At 60.1% G+C, this 16,325-nt stretch carries 12 protein-coding genes; 8 read left to right on the top strand and 4 right to left on the bottom strand.

Annotation, left to right across the window (positions count from 1 at the left end; translation table 11 throughout):
- Positions 1–28: 28 nt before the first annotated feature.
- Together ACM6I0_RS10055 and ACM6I0_RS10050 are read right to left on the bottom strand one after the other, a co-directional pair.
- On the bottom strand, positions 29–664 hold the full coding sequence (locus ACM6I0_RS10055) for a response regulator transcription factor (protein WP_285436717.1): 636 nt from the start codon (positions 662–664) through the stop codon (positions 29–31).
- Positions 665–668: 4 nt separating this feature from the next.
- Entirely contained in the window at positions 669–2,945 is a 2,277-nt protein-coding gene (locus tag ACM6I0_RS10050; RefSeq protein WP_414922171.1) for a PAS domain S-box protein, read from the bottom strand.
- 230 nt (positions 2,946–3,175) lie between these two features.
- Here ACM6I0_RS10050 and ACM6I0_RS10045 point away from each other — a divergent pair, with 230 nt between their 5' ends.
- The 6 genes from ACM6I0_RS10045 to phaR all read left to right on the top strand — a co-directional run bounded on the left by ACM6I0_RS10045 (position 3,176) and on the right by phaR (position 10,917).
- A complete protein-coding gene (locus ACM6I0_RS10045; RefSeq protein WP_414922170.1) occupies positions 3,176–4,798 on the top strand; it encodes an acyl-CoA synthetase in 1,623 nt (540 codons plus the stop codon).
- A 132-nt stretch (positions 4,799–4,930) separates the two neighbouring features.
- The gene (locus ACM6I0_RS10040; protein ID WP_285436721.1) at positions 4,931–5,257 is read left to right on the top strand and encodes a DUF485 domain-containing protein; all 327 of its coding nucleotides are present in this window, start codon (positions 4,931–4,933) and stop codon (positions 5,255–5,257) included.
- Positions 5,257–6,927 carry a cation acetate symporter gene (locus ACM6I0_RS10035; protein ID WP_414922169.1) on the top strand — a complete coding sequence of 557 codons (1,671 nt, stop codon included), beginning with the start codon at positions 5,257–5,259 and terminating at the stop codon, positions 6,925–6,927. The genes ACM6I0_RS10040 and ACM6I0_RS10035 overlap by 1 nt, the downstream gene beginning before the upstream one ends.
- 69 nt (positions 6,928–6,996) lie before the next feature.
- Positions 6,997–8,769, top strand: coding sequence for an acyl-CoA dehydrogenase C-terminal domain-containing protein (locus ACM6I0_RS10030; RefSeq protein ID WP_414922168.1), 1,773 nt, complete (start codon positions 6,997–6,999; stop codon positions 8,767–8,769).
- Between the two features lie 129 nt (positions 8,770–8,898).
- Positions 8,899–10,167, top strand: a complete 1,269-nt coding sequence (locus tag ACM6I0_RS10025) for an OprD family porin (RefSeq protein ID WP_414922167.1) — start codon at positions 8,899–8,901, stop codon at positions 10,165–10,167.
- 204 nt (positions 10,168–10,371) lie between these two features.
- Complete coding sequence (gene phaR, locus ACM6I0_RS10020; RefSeq protein WP_350310401.1) at positions 10,372–10,917, top strand: polyhydroxyalkanoate synthesis repressor PhaR; 546 nt, start codon at positions 10,372–10,374, stop codon at positions 10,915–10,917.
- 35 nt (positions 10,918–10,952) lie between these two features.
- On the opposite strand, the gene phaP is transcribed toward phaR, so the two are convergent.
- Positions 10,953–11,513, bottom strand: coding sequence for a TIGR01841 family phasin (phaP, locus tag ACM6I0_RS10015; protein ID WP_285436728.1), 561 nt, complete (start codon positions 11,511–11,513; stop codon positions 10,953–10,955).
- A 243-nt stretch (positions 11,514–11,756) separates the two neighbouring features.
- Here phaP and ACM6I0_RS10010 point away from each other — a divergent pair, with 243 nt between their 5' ends.
- Complete coding sequence (locus ACM6I0_RS10010; RefSeq protein WP_414922166.1) at positions 11,757–14,234, top strand: DUF3141 domain-containing protein; 2,478 nt, start codon at positions 11,757–11,759, stop codon at positions 14,232–14,234.
- 25 nt (positions 14,235–14,259) lie between these two features.
- Here the strand turns inward: ACM6I0_RS10010 and ACM6I0_RS10005 are convergent, their stop codons facing one another.
- A complete protein-coding gene (locus ACM6I0_RS10005) occupies positions 14,260–15,297 on the bottom strand; it encodes an AraC family transcriptional regulator (protein ID WP_350310402.1) in 1,038 nt (345 codons plus the stop codon).
- Positions 15,298–15,567: 270 nt separating this feature from the next.
- Between ACM6I0_RS10005 and phbB the strand changes: the two genes are divergently transcribed.
- Positions 15,568–16,314 (top strand): acetoacetyl-CoA reductase, encoded by a 747-nt coding sequence (gene phbB / locus ACM6I0_RS10000; RefSeq protein WP_285436734.1) that lies wholly within the window; start codon positions 15,568–15,570, stop codon positions 16,312–16,314.
- The last annotated feature ends 11 nt before the right edge of the window (positions 16,315–16,325 follow it).

Here is a 16,325-nt window from a genome sequence, read left to right as displayed (position 1 = left end):
ATAGACGTTCAATTCCCGCCGCGAGAGATCACCGCAACTTCAGTGGATCGACCATTCCCGCCGCAATGGCCATGCCCACCAGGTCCGGCAAGGTATTGGCCTGCATCCGTTTCATCACGCGCGAGCGATAAAGATCGACAGTTTTGGCGCTGACGCCCAATTGCTCGGCGATTTCACGGGTGGTGTAACCCTGAACCAGCGGCAACAACACATCGCGCTCGCGTGGGGTGAGTGTCAGTAGACGTGCCTGCAAGGCTTCGTGGCCGCGGTTATCCGTGCGGCTGGCCGCGCACTTGCTGAGCGCCTGTTGCACGCTGTCGAGCAACAATTGCTCGTTGTAGGGCTTCTCGATGAAGTCATGGGCGCCGGCCTTGAACGCGCGGACCACGATGGGCACATCGGCGTGCCCGCTGACGAAAATGATCGGCAGGTTCAGCTCACGGGCGCGCATTTCTTCCTGCACGTTCAACCCGCCCATGCCGGGCATGCGCACATCGAGCAGCACACAGGCATAGAGCGTTGCATCACAGGCATTGAGAAACTCGGCACCGCTGGTAAACGGCAAGGCCTTGAGCCCGACCGACTCGAGTAACCAGACCGTTGAATCGAGCATGCCCTGATCATCATCGACCACATACACCACGTGCTCCGTCACACCTGCCATTACGTCATTCCTGTTGTTGTTTTGTTGGACCGGCCAGCGGCAATCGGCAGCACATCAGCAGCCCGACCGGTTGCCGCCGGGCCTGCAACTCGCCACCAAAGCCTTCAATGATGCTGCGGCTCATGGACAAGCCAAGGCCCAGGCCATCGGCCTTGCTGGTATAGAACGGGGTAAATATCTGCTCCAGTTCGGGCTCGCTGACGCCCGGCCCCTGGTCTTGCACATCGATTTGCACGGTGGCGCCACAGCCCTGTTCGGCCGTCATCACGATCAACGAGGGCTGCCCGGGGTGTTGTTCGCGATTGGCGTCGATGGCGTTGCGCAACAGATTGAGCAGCACCTGCTCAAGCAGCACCCGGTCGGCATAAACGGGCGGCAGATTATCCGGCAGGCGATCCTCGATTGTCACTTGGCAATTGCTCGCTTCCCAGGCACACAAACGCACGGCCTCGCGGGCGACGTCGGTAAAATTCAGCGCCTGCATGCGCCGCTGGCCCTTGCGTAGAAACGCCCGTAAACGCCTGATCACTTCTGACGCATGCGTGGCGTGATGGGTAATGCGTTCCAGTCCTTGTGCCACCCGGGCGGCGGCCTGGGGATTGGAATCCAGCGTCTGCAAATAGCGCTGGCTGGCATTGGCATAATTGACCACGGCGGCCAATGGCTGATTGATCTCGTGGGCGATGCCCGAGGCCAGTTCACCCAGGGTGACCAGCCGTGCGGTGTGCGCCAGTTCATCCTGATGGCGACGCTGTTGCGCTTCACGCAATTCGCGCTCGGTCATGTCACGCGCCACCAATGAGTAGTAGCGCTCGCCACCGGCCGAACGGTGCGCCAGCAGCACCAGCGACACCGGCACCGATGTGCCGCCGCCCGGCGGCTGCAACCGTGCATCGGTGCTCCACACGCCATCACGTTCGGCGCGGCTCCAGCCGTCACGTTGCAGGCGTGTCAGGTCCGCGCTGGCAAACAGCTCCGCCAGGGCTGGCATCGGTTGTTGCTCATCGATGCCGAGGATGCGCTGCGCCGCCGGGTTGAGGTACGTCACTTGCCCGTCCGGGTCGATGAACAACACCGGATCGGTGTTAGCCTCGACCACTTCGGCCAGGCGCCGCTTGTTCTCTTCGGCCTGCACCCGGGCCGTGATGTCCCGCGAGACGCTGACCACTTCGACCACCGCGCCGGTGTAGGTTTCACGGATCGCCCGGCTGGCGGTTTCGAACCACAGGTAATGCCCGGCACGATGGCGGATGCGATAGGTCATCGTGTGATAACCGTCCTGTTCCAGAGCGTCTCGCGCACGCTGCACCAGGTTGGCCAGGTCCTGACCATGGAACAATCCCTGGGCCATTTGCCCGCGCAGCTCTTCGGGCCAGTACCCAAGCAATGTCCAGGACGCCGGCGAGGCATCGAGAAAACGCCCGTCGGGCGTATGCCGGGAAATCAGGTCGGTGGTGTTCTCGATGATCAGCCGGTACAGCCGGCGTGCCGTGGCCGCTTCACGCTCGGCCAACACTTGCGCGGTGGCATCGCGGCAACGGGCGAGCACACGGTTGTCCTGAGGATCGGGGATAAACGTCCAGATCAGAATCTGCTCTTGAAACTGCGCTTCGACCCCTTCGATGGCCCGCTGCTGATCAAGGCAGGCGCGTACCAGCACCCGGTGATTGCCCGGCAAAAAGCCCAGCACATCGGTCAGCGGTTTTTCCGCAAGCAAGGCCAGCAGCGCGGCGTTGAATTCCAGCGGCCGGCCCCGCGCATCGAGCAACAGACTCGGTTGCGGATCGTGACCCAACAACGGTGAGCCGCGCAGCATGCCGTTGACGCTGCTGAGCAAGGTTGTCAGCAAATCCTGCACCCAACCCAGCCAGTCAAGACTGACGCCTTCGCACACTTCCACCAGTAATAACCCAGGTTGCCCCGAGGTCAGCGCCAGATCAAACACCTGGCCGTGGCTGATGGCGGCGCGGCGCAATCGACCGGACAACCAGCAATCGAGTTGCCGTACTTGCGCCAGGTCCAGGCGCCCAGCCTCCACCAGTCGATCAAATAGCAACTGATCGCTGGCCAGCGATGGATCACCCAATCCAGGCGGGAAGTGCTGCGCGGCGCCCTCATGGCTGTAAATCCCTGCCTGTGGCTGCCAGCTCAGATAAACCGCCCGGCGCACCTCGGGGCATTCCTGCAATGCGCGACACAACGCATCGGCCCGGGCGGCCAGAGACACCCCCTCACGTTGCAGGCGCAACCAGCTGTGCAATCGAACGGGCGTCAGGGTCATCACAGGTCCGCTTTGTCGGGGGAGCCAAGAATATACCGGCTCTGTCGGTAAGGTCGCCTCCATTTGGATGCGCAGGAATCAAATATAGTACATGTTCTATACTGCGTAGGTTGTACTTCCATATAGGTGGGAGGTTGTTATATAAAGCAAGCCGGACATAAAGGATGACCTCAGCGTCTACGCTGAACAGGCCATCCATAGAGCTAACAATCAGCCACCGAGTACCCGTCATGTCGATTTATGAACAAGGGCTAGCCCCTTCGGCTGTCAATCACATCGCTTTGTCGCCTCTGAGTTTCATCGAACGCACCGCCAGCGTTTACCCTCACTACCCTGCTGTCATCCACGGTTCGATTCGTCGCACCTGGGCGCAGACCTACACCCGGTGCCGTCGCCTGGCCTCGGCGCTGGCCGGTCGCGGGATCGGCAAGAACGACACGGTGGCCGTGATGCTGCCCAACATTCCCGAGATGCTTGAAGTGCATTTCGGCGTGCCGATGATCGGCGCCGTGCTCAACCCGCTCAACGTGCGCCTGGATGCCGAAGCCATCGCGTTCATGCTTCAACACGGTGAAGCCAAGGTGCTAATTACCGACCGTGAATTCCATGACGTCATTCGCGCAGCCGTCGGCATGCTCGATCACCCGCCGCTGGTGATCGACGTCAATGACCCGGAATACGGCGAAGGCCAGGCCGTCAGCGACCTGGACTATGAAGCGCTGCTGGCCGAAGGCGACCCGGCATTCGCCTGGCAATGGCCGGAAAGCGAATGGCAAGCCATCTCGTTGAACTACACCTCAGGCACTACCGGCAACCCCAAAGGCGTGGTTTACCACCATCGCGGCGCGTACCTGAACTCGTTGGGCAACCAGATGACCTGGGCGATGGGCAACCATCCGGTGTACCTCTGGACGCTGCCGATGTTTCACTGCAACGGCTGGTGCTACCCGTGGGTCATCACCGCAATGGCCGGTGTGCACGTGTTCTTGCGCCGGGTCGACCCACAGAAAATCCTCACCCTGATCCGCGAGCATCAGGTGACGCACTTGTGTGCGGCGCCCATTGTGCTCAATGCCCTGGTCAACATGCCGGAATCGGCAAAAGCGGCCATCGACCACCCGGTCAATGCGATGGTGGCGGGTGCTGCTCCGCCGGCCAAAGTGATCGGCGCCGTCGAAGAAATGGGCATCAAGGTCACTCACGTCTACGGCCTGACCGAAACCTATGGCCCAGTAACCCTGTGCGCCTGGCATGCCGAGTGGGATCAACTGCCACTCGATGATCGTGCACAGATCAAGTCCCGCCAGGGAGTGCGCTACCCCACGCTTGAAGGCGTGATGGTCGGCGACTCAAAGACCCTGGAACCGACCCCGCGCGACGGTCAGACCATCGGCGAGATCTTCATGCGCGGCAACACCGTGATGAAGGGCTATCTGAAGAATCCGACCGCCACCGCCGAAGCCTTTGAGGGTGGCTGGTTCCATACCGGCGACCTGGCGGTGTGTCATCCCGACGGTTATGTCGAGATCAAGGACCGACTCAAGGACATCATCATTTCCGGTGGCGAAAACATTTCCACCATCGAACTCGAAGGCGTGCTCTATCGCCATCCGGGTGTGATGGAAGCCGCCGTGGTCGCCCGTCCCGACGAAAAATGGGGCGAAACGCCGTGTGCGTTCATCACCCTGAAGGCCGACCACCAAGACGTTCGCGAGGCCGACATCATCAGTTTCTGCCGCGAGCACCTGGCCGGGTTCAAGGTGCCGCGCACGGTGATCTTCACTCTGTTGCCGAAGACATCCACCGGCAAGATCCAGAAGTACGTGCTGCGCGACAGGGCTAAAGCGCTCTAACCCCAACCGACGTTTTACCCGCCCGGCGGCAGGTGTTGCACCTGCCGCCGAGGGTGCGTGCAGCCCGCATTCGGCGCAGCGCTGCCCTTCAATGCCCAACGCATCGATAACAAAAATAATAAGGAGCCACCCATGATCGACATTCATTCAACCGATACCGAACGCTGTGAACGCATTCGGGCCAATCCGAAATTCCTTCAACTGGTGAACACCCGTTCGCGCCTGGCCTGGTCGTTGAGTGCCGCGGTGCTGGGCATTTACTACCTGTTCATGGGTGTGGTGGCGTTTGCCCCGCAATGGTTGCATGCACCGCTTGCCGAGCATCGGATGTTGACCCTGGGCATGCCGATTGGCGCGGCGATCATCATTTTTTCCTGGCTACTGACCGGTTGGTACGTCTACCGCGCCAACACGCGCTTCGACGCCCTGGGTGCCGCCATTCTCGAGGAGAGCAAGTGATGACGCTGCTGCGAAAACTGATCCTGGCCGCTGCCGGCCTGTTGCCGGCCTCCATAGTCCTCGCCGCGCCAACACTGGGCGCAGTGGAAAAACAACCGCTCAACCTGCACGCGATCGGCATGTTCTTTGTGTTTGTACTGGGCACGCTGGCCATCACCTGGTGGGCTGCGCGACAAACCAAATCCACCTCGGACTTCTATACCGCCGGCGGTGGCATTACCGGGTTTCAGAACGGCCTGGCGATTGCTGGCGACTACATGTCCGCCGCCACGTTGCTGGGGTTGTCCAGCCTGGTGTTCGCCAAAGGCTACGATGGTTTCATCTACACCATCGGCTTCTTCGTCGGCTGGCCGATCATCACCTTCCTGATGGCCGAGCGTCTGCGTAACCTGGGACGCTACACCTTCGCCGACATCGTGTCCTACCGGCTGGACCAGAACAAAGTGCGGATCTTCGCCGCGTTCGGTTCGTTGACGGTGGTGTGCTGCTACCTGATCGTGCAGATGGTCGGCGCGGGGCAATTGATCAAGTTGCTGTTCGGTCTCGACTACCCGGTAGCAGTGGTGATCGTCGGCGCATTGATGCTGGTGTACGTGATCTTTGGCGGCATGATCGCTACCACTTGGGTGCAGATCATCAAGGCAGTGCTATTGCTGGCTGGCGGCACGACGCTGGCGTTCATGGCCATGTCGCAGTTCGGTTTCAGCTACGAGACCCTGGCCAGCAAAGCCGTTGAGGCTCACGCCAGTGGCTGGAACATCATGGGCCCAGGCTCAATGCTCGCCGACCCGATCAACACCGCGTCAATGTCACTGGGCCTGGTCTTCGGGATTGCCGGCCTGCCGCACATCCTGATGCGCTTCTTCACTGTGCCTAACGCAAAAGAAGCGCGTAAATCGGTGTTCTACGCCACCGGTTTCATCGGTTTCTTTTTCCTCGTGGTGTGCACCCTGGGCTTCGCCGCGATGGTGATCATCGGCACCGACCCGCAGTACTACGTCAATGGCGAAGTCGGCGGCACTTTGATTGGCGGTGGCAACATGGTCGCCATGCACCTGGCCAAAGCGGTCGGCGGCAACCTGTTCTTCGGCTTCCTGTCAGCGGTGGCGTTCGCCACCATTCTTGCGGTGGTGTCAGGGTTGGCCCTGGCCGGCGCCTCGGCGATTTCCCACGACCTCTACGCCACCGTGTTCAAGCAAGGCAAAGCCACCCAGAAACAGGAAATGCGCGTGACGCGCATGGCCACGGTGGGCCTTGGCATCATCGCGATTGTGCTGGGCATTCTGTTCGAGAAGATGAACGTCGCGTTCCTGGTGGGCCTGACCTTCGGCATCGCCGCCTCGACGAACTTCCCGGTGTTGATCATGGCCATGTACTGGAAAGGCCTGACCACCAAAGGCGCGATCATCGGCGGGTTCGCCGGGCTGATCTGTGCGCTGGTGCTGGTGATCCTGTCGCCAGCCGTCTGGGTCACCGTACTGGGTCATGCCCACGCGATCTTCCCGTACGACCACCCTGCCCTGTTCTCCATGCCGCTGGCTTTCCTGGTGATTGTCGTGGTGTCGACACTCGACCGCAGCGTACGGGCCGACAAGGAGCGCGATGCCTACGCCGACCAGTTCGTTCGCGCCCAGACCGGCCTTGGCGCCGCCAGCGCGTCCGCTCATTGATTGAACCGGCACGGCCCGCTGTTGCGGTGCCGTGCCTACCGCACAAACCGTCCTTTTGAGGTTCACGATATGCCCCAATTCAACGCCCCGCTGCGCGACATGCGCTTTGTGTTGCATGAAGTGTTTGATGCACCGGCCTTGTGGGCGCGCCTGCCGGCCCTGGCCGACAGCGTCGACGCTGCCACCGCTGATGCCATTCTTGAGGAGGCGGCGAAAGTCACCTCACACCTGATTGCACCGTTGAACCGCAGCGGCGACGAAGAAGGCGCGCAGTGGCTGGATGGCCAGGTCAGCACGCCGGCCGGTTTCAAAGAGGCTTATGCCACCTACATCGAAGGCGGTTGGGTCGGCCTGTCCGGCAACGCCGATTTCGGCGGCATGGGCATGCCGAAGATGCTCGCCGTGCAGTTTGAAGAAATGCTCTACGGCGCCAACTCCAGCTTCGCCCTGTATTCGGCGTTGAGTTCTGGTGCCTGCCTGGCACTGGATGCTCACGCCAGCGATACCCTGAAAAGCCTCTACCTGCCGCCGATGTATGAAGGCCGCTGGGCCGGTTCGATGTGCCTGACCGAAGCCCACGCCGGCACCGACCTGGGGATCATCCGCACCCGTGCCGAACCTCAGGCCGACGGCAGTTACGCCCTGACCGGCAGCAAGATTTTCATCACGGGCGGCGATCAGGACCTGACCGAGAACATCGTGCATCTGGTGCTGGCCAAACTGCCGGATGCACCGGCCGGGCCCAAAGGCATCTCGCTGTTTGTCGTGCCTAAAGTGCTGGTCAATGCCGACGGTTCCCTGGGCAATGCCAACGCGGTGAGTTGCGGCTCGATCGAGCACAAGATGGGCATCAAGGCCTCGGCCACTTGCGTGATGAACTTCGACGGCGCCAGCGGCTGGCTGGTCGGTGAGGCCAACAAAGGCCTGGCGGCGATGTTCACCATGATGAATTACGAACGCCTGTCCATTGGCATTCAAGGCATCGGATGCGCTGAAGCGTCCTATCAAAGCGCCGTCGCTTACGCCCGCGAACGTATTCAGAGCCGCGCACCGACCGGCGCCGTCGCCTCGGACAAAGTGGCCGACCCGATCATCGTTCACCCCGACGTGCGACGCATGCTGCTCGGCATGAAAGCCATGACCGAAGGTGGCCGCGCCTTTGCCAGTTACGTCGGGCAACAGCTCGATCTGGCGAAGTTTTCCGATGACGCCCAGGAGCGCGACAATGCGCAAAACCTGGTCGCGCTGTTGACGCCGGTAGCCAAGGCGTTCTTCACCGACACCGGCCTGGAAAGCTGCATCAACGGCCAGCAAGTCTTTGGCGGCCATGGCTACATCCGCGAATGGGGCCAGGAACAATTGGTCCGTGACGTGCGCATCGCGCAGATCTACGAAGGCACCAATGGCATTCAGGCGCTGGACCTGCTCGGTCGCAAAGTGCTGGGTGACAACGGTGTCGCTTTGCGTCAGTTCACTGCCCAGATCCGCCACTTTGCCCATCAGCCCGACGCGCCGTACGCCGCGCAACTGTTCGATGCCGTGCAGCGCCTGGAAAATCTCAGTGACTGGCTGCAGGACCAGGCCGCGACCAACCGCAACGAAATCGGCGCGGCGTCGGTCGAGTTTCTGCACTTGTTCGGTTACGTCGCCTACGCCTGGCTCTGGGCGCGCATGGCTCAGGTCGCCCGGGCAAAACTTGGCGAAGACGAAGGGTTTTATGGCGCGAAGATCGCCACCGCCGACTTCTACATCCACCGCCTTCTGCCGCGCATCTTAAGCCTGGAGCAATCCATTCGCGCCGGCAGCGCCTCGTTGTACGGCCTGAGCGCCGAACAGTTCTAACGATTGAACCGCACGCGGCGCCACGCTCCTCTCTTTTTCGGCGTTCGCGTTTTTTATCGATCAGCCCTCGCCCACCCGGCGAGGGTCGCGGGACCCGCTTTTCCATAATAAAAACAAAGGGGCTTCACCATGGACCGTCACACCCGCAATCTCGCTACCCGACTGCTACTGGCCGGTGGCGTCATCGGCCTCTCGGCCCCTGCCACGGCTGACTTCCTCGCAGACAGCAAGGCCAGCCTGGAGCTGCGCAACTTCTACTTCAACCGGGATTATCGCCAGACCAACGCCCCTCAATCGAAACAAGAGGAATGGGCCCAGGGTTTCCTGCTGCGCTATGAATCGGGCTTCACCAACGGTTTGATCGGCGTCGGTTTCGATGCCATCGGACTGGTCGGCGTCAAGCTCGACTCCAGCCCTGATCGCGCAGGTTCCGGCTTGCTCAAACGCCATCGCGACACGAGCAAAGGTGCGCAGGACGAGTACGGCGAACTGGGCCTGACCGCCAAACTGCGCGCCTCAAAAAGCACGCTGAAACTCGGCACGCTGCTGCCCAAGCTGCCAACTGTGCTGGCCAACGATTCACGGCTGTTGCCACAAACCTTCAAGGGCGGTCAGTTGACGTCGCTGGAACTTGAAGGCCTGACCATGGACGCCGGGCGCCTGACCCAGGTCAATCAGCGCGACTCCTCGGATTACGAGGACATGGGCATCACCCGCACCGGCGCCAAGGGCATCACGACGCGTCATATCGGTAGCGACAGCTTCGATTTCGCCAGCCTCAACTACAAATGGACCAGCAACCTCGCCACCGGCTACAGCTACGGTCACCTCGACAATTTCTACAGCCAGCACCTGGTGAACCTGACCTACGTGTTGCCGGTGACCACGGGCCAGTCGTTGAAGACCGACCTGCGTTATGCCCGGTCCACGGACGACGGCGGCAGCAATGTCGATAACAACGCCATCGGCGCGATGTTCACCTACAACCTCGGCGGGCATGCGTTCGGGCTGGGTTATCAAGGCATGAGCGGCGACACCGGCTACGCCTACGTCAACGGCACCGACGCCTTCCTGGTGAACTTCGTGCAGATCGGCGACTTTGCCAGCAAGGACGAAAAGTCCTGGCAGGCACGCTACGACTACAACTTTGCAGCCATTGGCGTACCGGGCCTGACCTTCATGACGCGCTACCTCACGGGCGACAACATCGATCTGGGCGCCAACCGCCCGGAAGGCAAGGAATGGGAACGCGATACCGACATTGGCTATGTCGTGCAGAGCGGGCCGCTGAAAAATGTCGGGGTGAAGTGGCGCAACGCGACAGTGCGCTCGACCAATTTCGGCAGCGACCTTGATGAAAACCGCTTGATCGTTAGCTATACGTTGCCGATCTGGTAAGTAGATTCGGTTCCTGTGAGGGGGGCTCGCTAACAGCGGGCTCCCCTTTTTTTGCTCGCGAATCTTCTGTGTGCTGGAGGGTCTCGTCGCGGGCAAGCCCGCTCCCACAGTTGACCGAGTTGTTCAGATAGACACCCTTTAATGTGAGGGCGAGCCTGCTCGTGAAGGCTGCCTCAAGGGCGGCAGCGACGATTGTAGGTTAAGATGCCTGCAAACCCGGCTCGCCACGAGACACCCCGCATGCCAGATACGCCCCGCCTGATCAAGAAGTACCCCAATCGCCGGCTCTATGACACCCACACCAGCAGTCATTTGACGCTGGCGGACATTCGTCAGCTGGTCGTCGATAAAGTGGCGTTTCAGGTGGTCGATGCCAAGAGCGGCGAGGACCTGACGCGCAGCATCCTGTTGCAAGTGATCCTGGAAGCCGAAAGCGGTGGCGAGCCGATCTTTACCAGCGAGATGCTGATGGGGATTATCCAGTTCTACGGCCCCTATCAAGGCGTGCTCGGCAGCTACCTGGATAAAAGCATCCAGACCGTCATCGACATTCAGTCCCAGACCGGCGCGCAATCGTCCGAAGCCTGGAGCGCCTTCATGCATCAACAGGCCCCGGTCATGCAGGACCTGATGCGCCAGTATGTCGACCACTCCAAGGCGTTGTACCTCAATACCCAGAACATGTTCGGCATGTTTGGTGCCAAACCCGGCACCGATAACGGGCCGAAAAAAAATGGCGATGGGGAATAATCCCATCGCCATCGGTGCTGCTGGCCTGATGTGACTTACTTGCTAGCCTTGGCGCCCGCTTCTGGAGCGGCCTTGGAAGCTGCAGCAGTCGCTGCGTCGAAATTGCTCTGTGCCGCATCGGACGCCTGTTTCACGGCTTTCTGTGCACTTTCAAACGCTGTACCGGCATTCGCCAGGCCCGACTTGAACGCCGCTACCACAGGCTCGGAGCCGGCCGGTGCATTCTTGCTGATCGCTTCGACGAACTCATTCACTTGCTGGGTGCCCGCCTCGACCTGACTCGACGTCAGTTTGGCGATGTCCGACTGCGTGCCCACGATCAGCGCTTGAACCTGACGATTGAACTCGGCCAGACGTTCGGTCTGGGCGTTCGGCTGGGTGAAAGATGCCTGCAACTCGGCAAAACCTTGTGGGTCACGCACGGCCAGCAGCTTGCGAACGCCTTCAAAGTGCTCTTCGGTGGAGTCGCGCAATGCCTTGAACTGCAACTGGCTCAGCTGTTCAACGCTGGCGAAGACTTTGCCGCTGATTTGCTGCAAGAGGTCGAGGTTGGCTTTCTGAGCGGTTTGCAGTTTTTCCGAATTGAAAAAAGACATGCTTGTATCTCCTGGTACTGAAAGGCCCTGATGGACCTGAGGACGCGACAGCGATCCAGCCAGTTATCGCGTTAGCCTTGATATTGCAGTGCACAAAATTATTTAGCAACGGCTATTTTGTGCACCGCACAATAAAGTTCACTGCTCCTGCCCATATTCCCTATACACTCGTGTCAATTGAATGGCTGGCTTGACCTCTATTGGTCAGGGCAACATTCCCACACAGGGCGCCAGGAGTTCACGATGGGTCAGGAAGAAAATATTGCGCTGCAAGATGAAGGGCTGTCGCCTGCGTCCGGTTTGTTTGAGCACCTGAACCATCTTCAGCGCCTCAACACCCGCAACGTTCTCGACGCCATGCAAGCGCGCCAGGCAAACACCTACGCCCCTTCAAACCTCGGGCAACTCCGCCAACCGACGCCCGCTGACTGGCAGGAATACCTCACCGACCTTGGCCAACGCAGCGTGTTGTTCTGGGACACCTTGCGCCAGCGCGGCGACAACACCCTGGCGCACGAGCGTGCCGGGTATCCGCTGCTGCTCAAGTTCAATCATGAAATGTTGGTGGCCGGTGAAGACTTGCCGCGCCCGGTCAACTATTCGCTGCTGCAGATCCTTGCCGGCCCCGGGCAACAACTCGACAGCAAAAAGCAGCCGGTCATCATCATTGACCCGCGCGGTGGCCACGGCTCAGGGATTGGCGGTTTCAAGCAGGACTCGGTCATTGGCGAAAGCCTCAGGGCGGGTCACCCGACCTATTTCATATCGTTCAGCCATTCACCGTGCCCGGGCCAAACCCTCGACGACATCGTTGAAGCCCAGGCGCGATTTATCGAAGTAGTCAGCGCTCGACATCACGGCAGTGCCAAACCCGTGGTGATCGGTAATTGCCAGGCCGGTTGGGCATTGATGGGGCTGGCGGCTACACGGCCGGAACTGCCAGGGCTGATCATCGTCAATGGCGCGCCACTGTCGTATTGGGCCGGCGTCAACGGTCGCAATCCGATGCGCTACACCGGCGGTTTGCTGGGGGGCGGCTGGATGGCGCGCCTGGGCAGCGACCTGGGCAATGACCGTTTCGACGGCACCTGGTTGGTCAGTAATTTCGAAAGCCTCGACCCGGCCAATACTTACTGGGGCAAGTACTATCACCTGTTCAGTGAAGTCGACAGCGAGGCGGCGCGGTTTCTGGATTTCGAGCGCTGGTGGGGCAGCCCGACCTTGCTCAACGGTGAAGAGATCGAAATGATTGTCGACGACCTGTTCATCGGCAATCAGCTGTCCGGGGGCCTGGGGCGCAAGAGCAGTGGGCTTGATCTCAAACGCATCGAAGTGCCGGTGGTGGTGTTCTGTTCCTATGGCGACAACATCACCTCCCCGCAACAGGCACTGGACTGGATCGCTGACATTTATCCCAGCGATCTCGCCCTGCAAGAGGCCGGTCGCACCATCGTTTACCTGCGGCACGCGAGCATCGGTCACTTGGGCATCTTTGTGTCCGGCGATGTCGCTCGGCGTGAGCACCGTGAATTGCTGGGTGCGGTCGATGCGATCAACCAACTGCCGGGCGGGCTGTATGAAATGCTCATCGATGACCTGCCTGAGAACTCAGACACGGCCTACGCGGTACGTTTCGAGCCTCGGCGTATCGCCGACATCCACGGTGAGGTCCCGACACCCCGTGATGATGATCGCGAATTTGCCCTGGTCGAGCGCGCATCGGTCATCAACAACAGCCTTTACGATGGTTTTATACGGCCGTGGCTGCGTCAGTTGATCAACGAACCGGCTGCCGAACTGATGCGCAAGACCCATCCGTTCCATCAGCAGCAAGTCATGTGGAACAGTTTGAACCCGGCACTGTGGTGGCTGGCAGGCAGCGCTGCGCAAGTGCGCAAGGATCGCCACCCCTCGAGCCCGGATAATCCGTTACTGGCTTGGCAGGCATTGTTTTCCAACCAGGTTCAGGACGCCTTGAATGGCTACCGGGATCTGCGGGATGCCGCTCAGGAAATGTGTTTTTACGGCGTTTATGGCGTACTCGACAGCCTCGCCGGCACTGCGCCCGGGCGCAATCTCCAGGCGCATGCCGAGCAGCACGACAAAGCCCTGATCGAACGCCTGCAGGACGCCCTGCCCCTGGGTGGTTTGATGGAGGCCTTGATCCGTATTCTGTTTCTGCTGGAACGTGACAGCGACGAGCCCGGCAAGCAAGGCGTCGACAAGTTGATCCAGCAATTGCAGGTGCTGCTCCAGGACCATAGCGCCAAGCCGCTGGACCTGCGCGACACCCTGAACCTGCAAAAACTGCTGGTTGCCACCCACCCGCAAGCCAGCCTGCTCAGCGTGCCCTTGTTGCTGACCGAGGTCGAAGAGCGCCAGCAAGTGCTGGCAGCCGTCGCCAATTTGCTGCCTCACCTGCTGACCCGCGGCGCAAGCCATCCCGTGTGGTGCGAGCTGCACTCGCTGCTCGACGTATCGATGCCCGGTTTCAACCTGACCCAACCTCCCGGCGCTGCCGACATCAAGGAGCAAGTGCCGGTCGTGGCACCCGAACCCATCAAGCAAACAGCGCCGGTCGTCACGCCTGAGCCGGTGGCGCCCAAGCCCGTCAAACACAAAGTCGCTGTGGTGCCCTCCGCCCCAATCGTCAGAAATACGGGACCCGTTCGCAACCCTGCCAAGGGTAAAAAAGGCGCGAACAAACCGCCGGCGAAGTAACGCTGAACGACTGACGGGCACCGCGTCACACTGGCGCGGTCTCCTCCAGTTCAAACGATTCATCGGCGCGATACTGGCCAGGCGTCATGCCGAACCAGCGGCTACAGGCCTTGTTGAAACTGCTGTGGTCATGAAAACCAAGGAGATACGCCACATGCTTCATGTTGAAATGAGAATGGCGCAGGTAGAAATCGGCCAGTTGCCGGCGCACGGCATTTTGCACGTCCTTGAACTGGGTTCCTTCCTTTTCCAGCGCGCGTTGCAGCGTGCGCTTGCTGATGTTCAATGCCGCTGCAATCGACTCCATGTCGCACTGCCCGTGGCCCTGGCTCAAGCGTTCGGTGAGCAGCGCACGAATCCTGCCGACAATGCAAAACCCGAACAGCAGGTCCAGTTGCGCCTCGGCAAAACTGTCATGCAACACCGCCAGTGTTTCGTTGGCCATGCTCAACGGCCGCATCAGCTCCTGCCCGTCAAACAAAATGCTGTCATAAGCCGCGCCAAAATGCAGATCGTCGCCAAACAACCGCCGATGTTCGCGGGTGTCTGCGGGCTCCGGATAAGTGAATTCGACGCTCAAGGGGTGCGGTAAGGTGCCGCCCGCCAGCTTGCGGCAAAAACCCAGCAATGACGCCAGCCCGGCATCGGTGTACTGACGGGGTTTGACCGAGCCAAGTTGTTCATGATCGAGACCGGACAGTCGGTAATTTTGCTGTTCCGATGTAAAGAAAAGGCTGAATCCAGTGCCAATCAACGGACTGAAACGGACCAGCCGTTCGAGGGCTTTTTTCAGGTTCAGGCTGGACATCATGGTGTAGCCGACGATCTGAAAGCTGCCGGGATGGAAACTGCCATAAGCCTTCAGGCCGAGGTCTGGATCGCCAGAGGCCTGTGCAGCCAGATCCCATAATCGATAGATAGCCCTTCGCTCGCAAAACGCTCCGGGTTTGTTCGCCAACTCGATATCCAGTCCAGCCTCCTGACACAGACTGGCGACTTCCAGTCCTTGAGCCGAGAGCGTATTTACCAGCACGCTGGCATAGCCTGAACTCATTCTATACATGGCGTCCTCAATGACCTGTGGAACCGAACATCCTGTCCGGAGCCATGACTGATCTGCAATGAATCGAATACTGACGGATTGTTCAGTTGCCAATGTTGATCCGAGTATAGGTGCTCCTCACTTTTAGCCACCATTCGTCACCCTGATACAGGCAACTTGCGCTTGGCACCGTTGGACACCAGAGCGTCACCTCCCAACACTTCCGCATCCCCCGCCAATAACGAACACTCCTCCCATCTTGCAGCGCAATAAAAAAAAGGGAAGAAGTCTATGAAGTCGCTTGGTCGTATTGCGTTGGTCACTGGCGGTATGGGTGGGATTGGCACGGCGATAAGCCAGCGCCTTTACAAGGAAGGATTCAAGGTCATCGTCGGTTGCAGCTCGGATTCGGCCCGCAAGAACGAGTGGATTGCCGGCCAGCTGGCGGCGGGTTATCAATTTGAATGCATTTACGGCGACATCACCGATTGGGAGTCAACGCGCAAGGCGTTCGAAATGGCGCGGGAGCAGTTCGGCCCGGTCGATGTGCTGGTCAACAACGCCGGCATCACCCGTGATGCCTCGTTTCGCAAGCTCAAGCCCGAAGACTGGAATGCCGTCATCGGCACCAATCTGACAGGCCTGTTCAACACCACCAAACAGGTGATCGAAGGCATGTTGGCCAAGGGTTGGGGACGGGTGATCAATATCTCTTCGATCAACGGTCAGCGCGGCCAGTTCGGGCAAACCAACTACAGCGCGGCCAAGGCCGGCATTCACGGCTTCACCATGGCCCTGGCACGGGAAGTTTCGGGCAAGGGCGTGACCGTCAATACGGTTTCTCCCGGCTACATCCAGACCAGTATGACTGCGGCTATCCGCCAGGACATCCTCGATACGATGATCGCCGCCACTCCGGTCGGGCGTCTGGGCCAACCCGAAGAAATCGCCTCGATCGTGGCCTGGCTGGCCTCCGATGAGTCGGGCTACAGCACCGGTGCCGACTTCTCGGTCAACGGCGGCATGAACATGCAGTAGGCCTGTCAGGG

The organism is Pseudomonas sp. IT-P294 (genome assembly GCF_949767865.1).
Taxonomy (GTDB): Bacteria; Pseudomonadota; Gammaproteobacteria; order Pseudomonadales; family Pseudomonadaceae; genus Aquipseudomonas.
The sequence above is the reverse complement of the archived record's forward strand: the minus strand, read 5'-3'. Positions and strand labels throughout refer to the sequence as shown.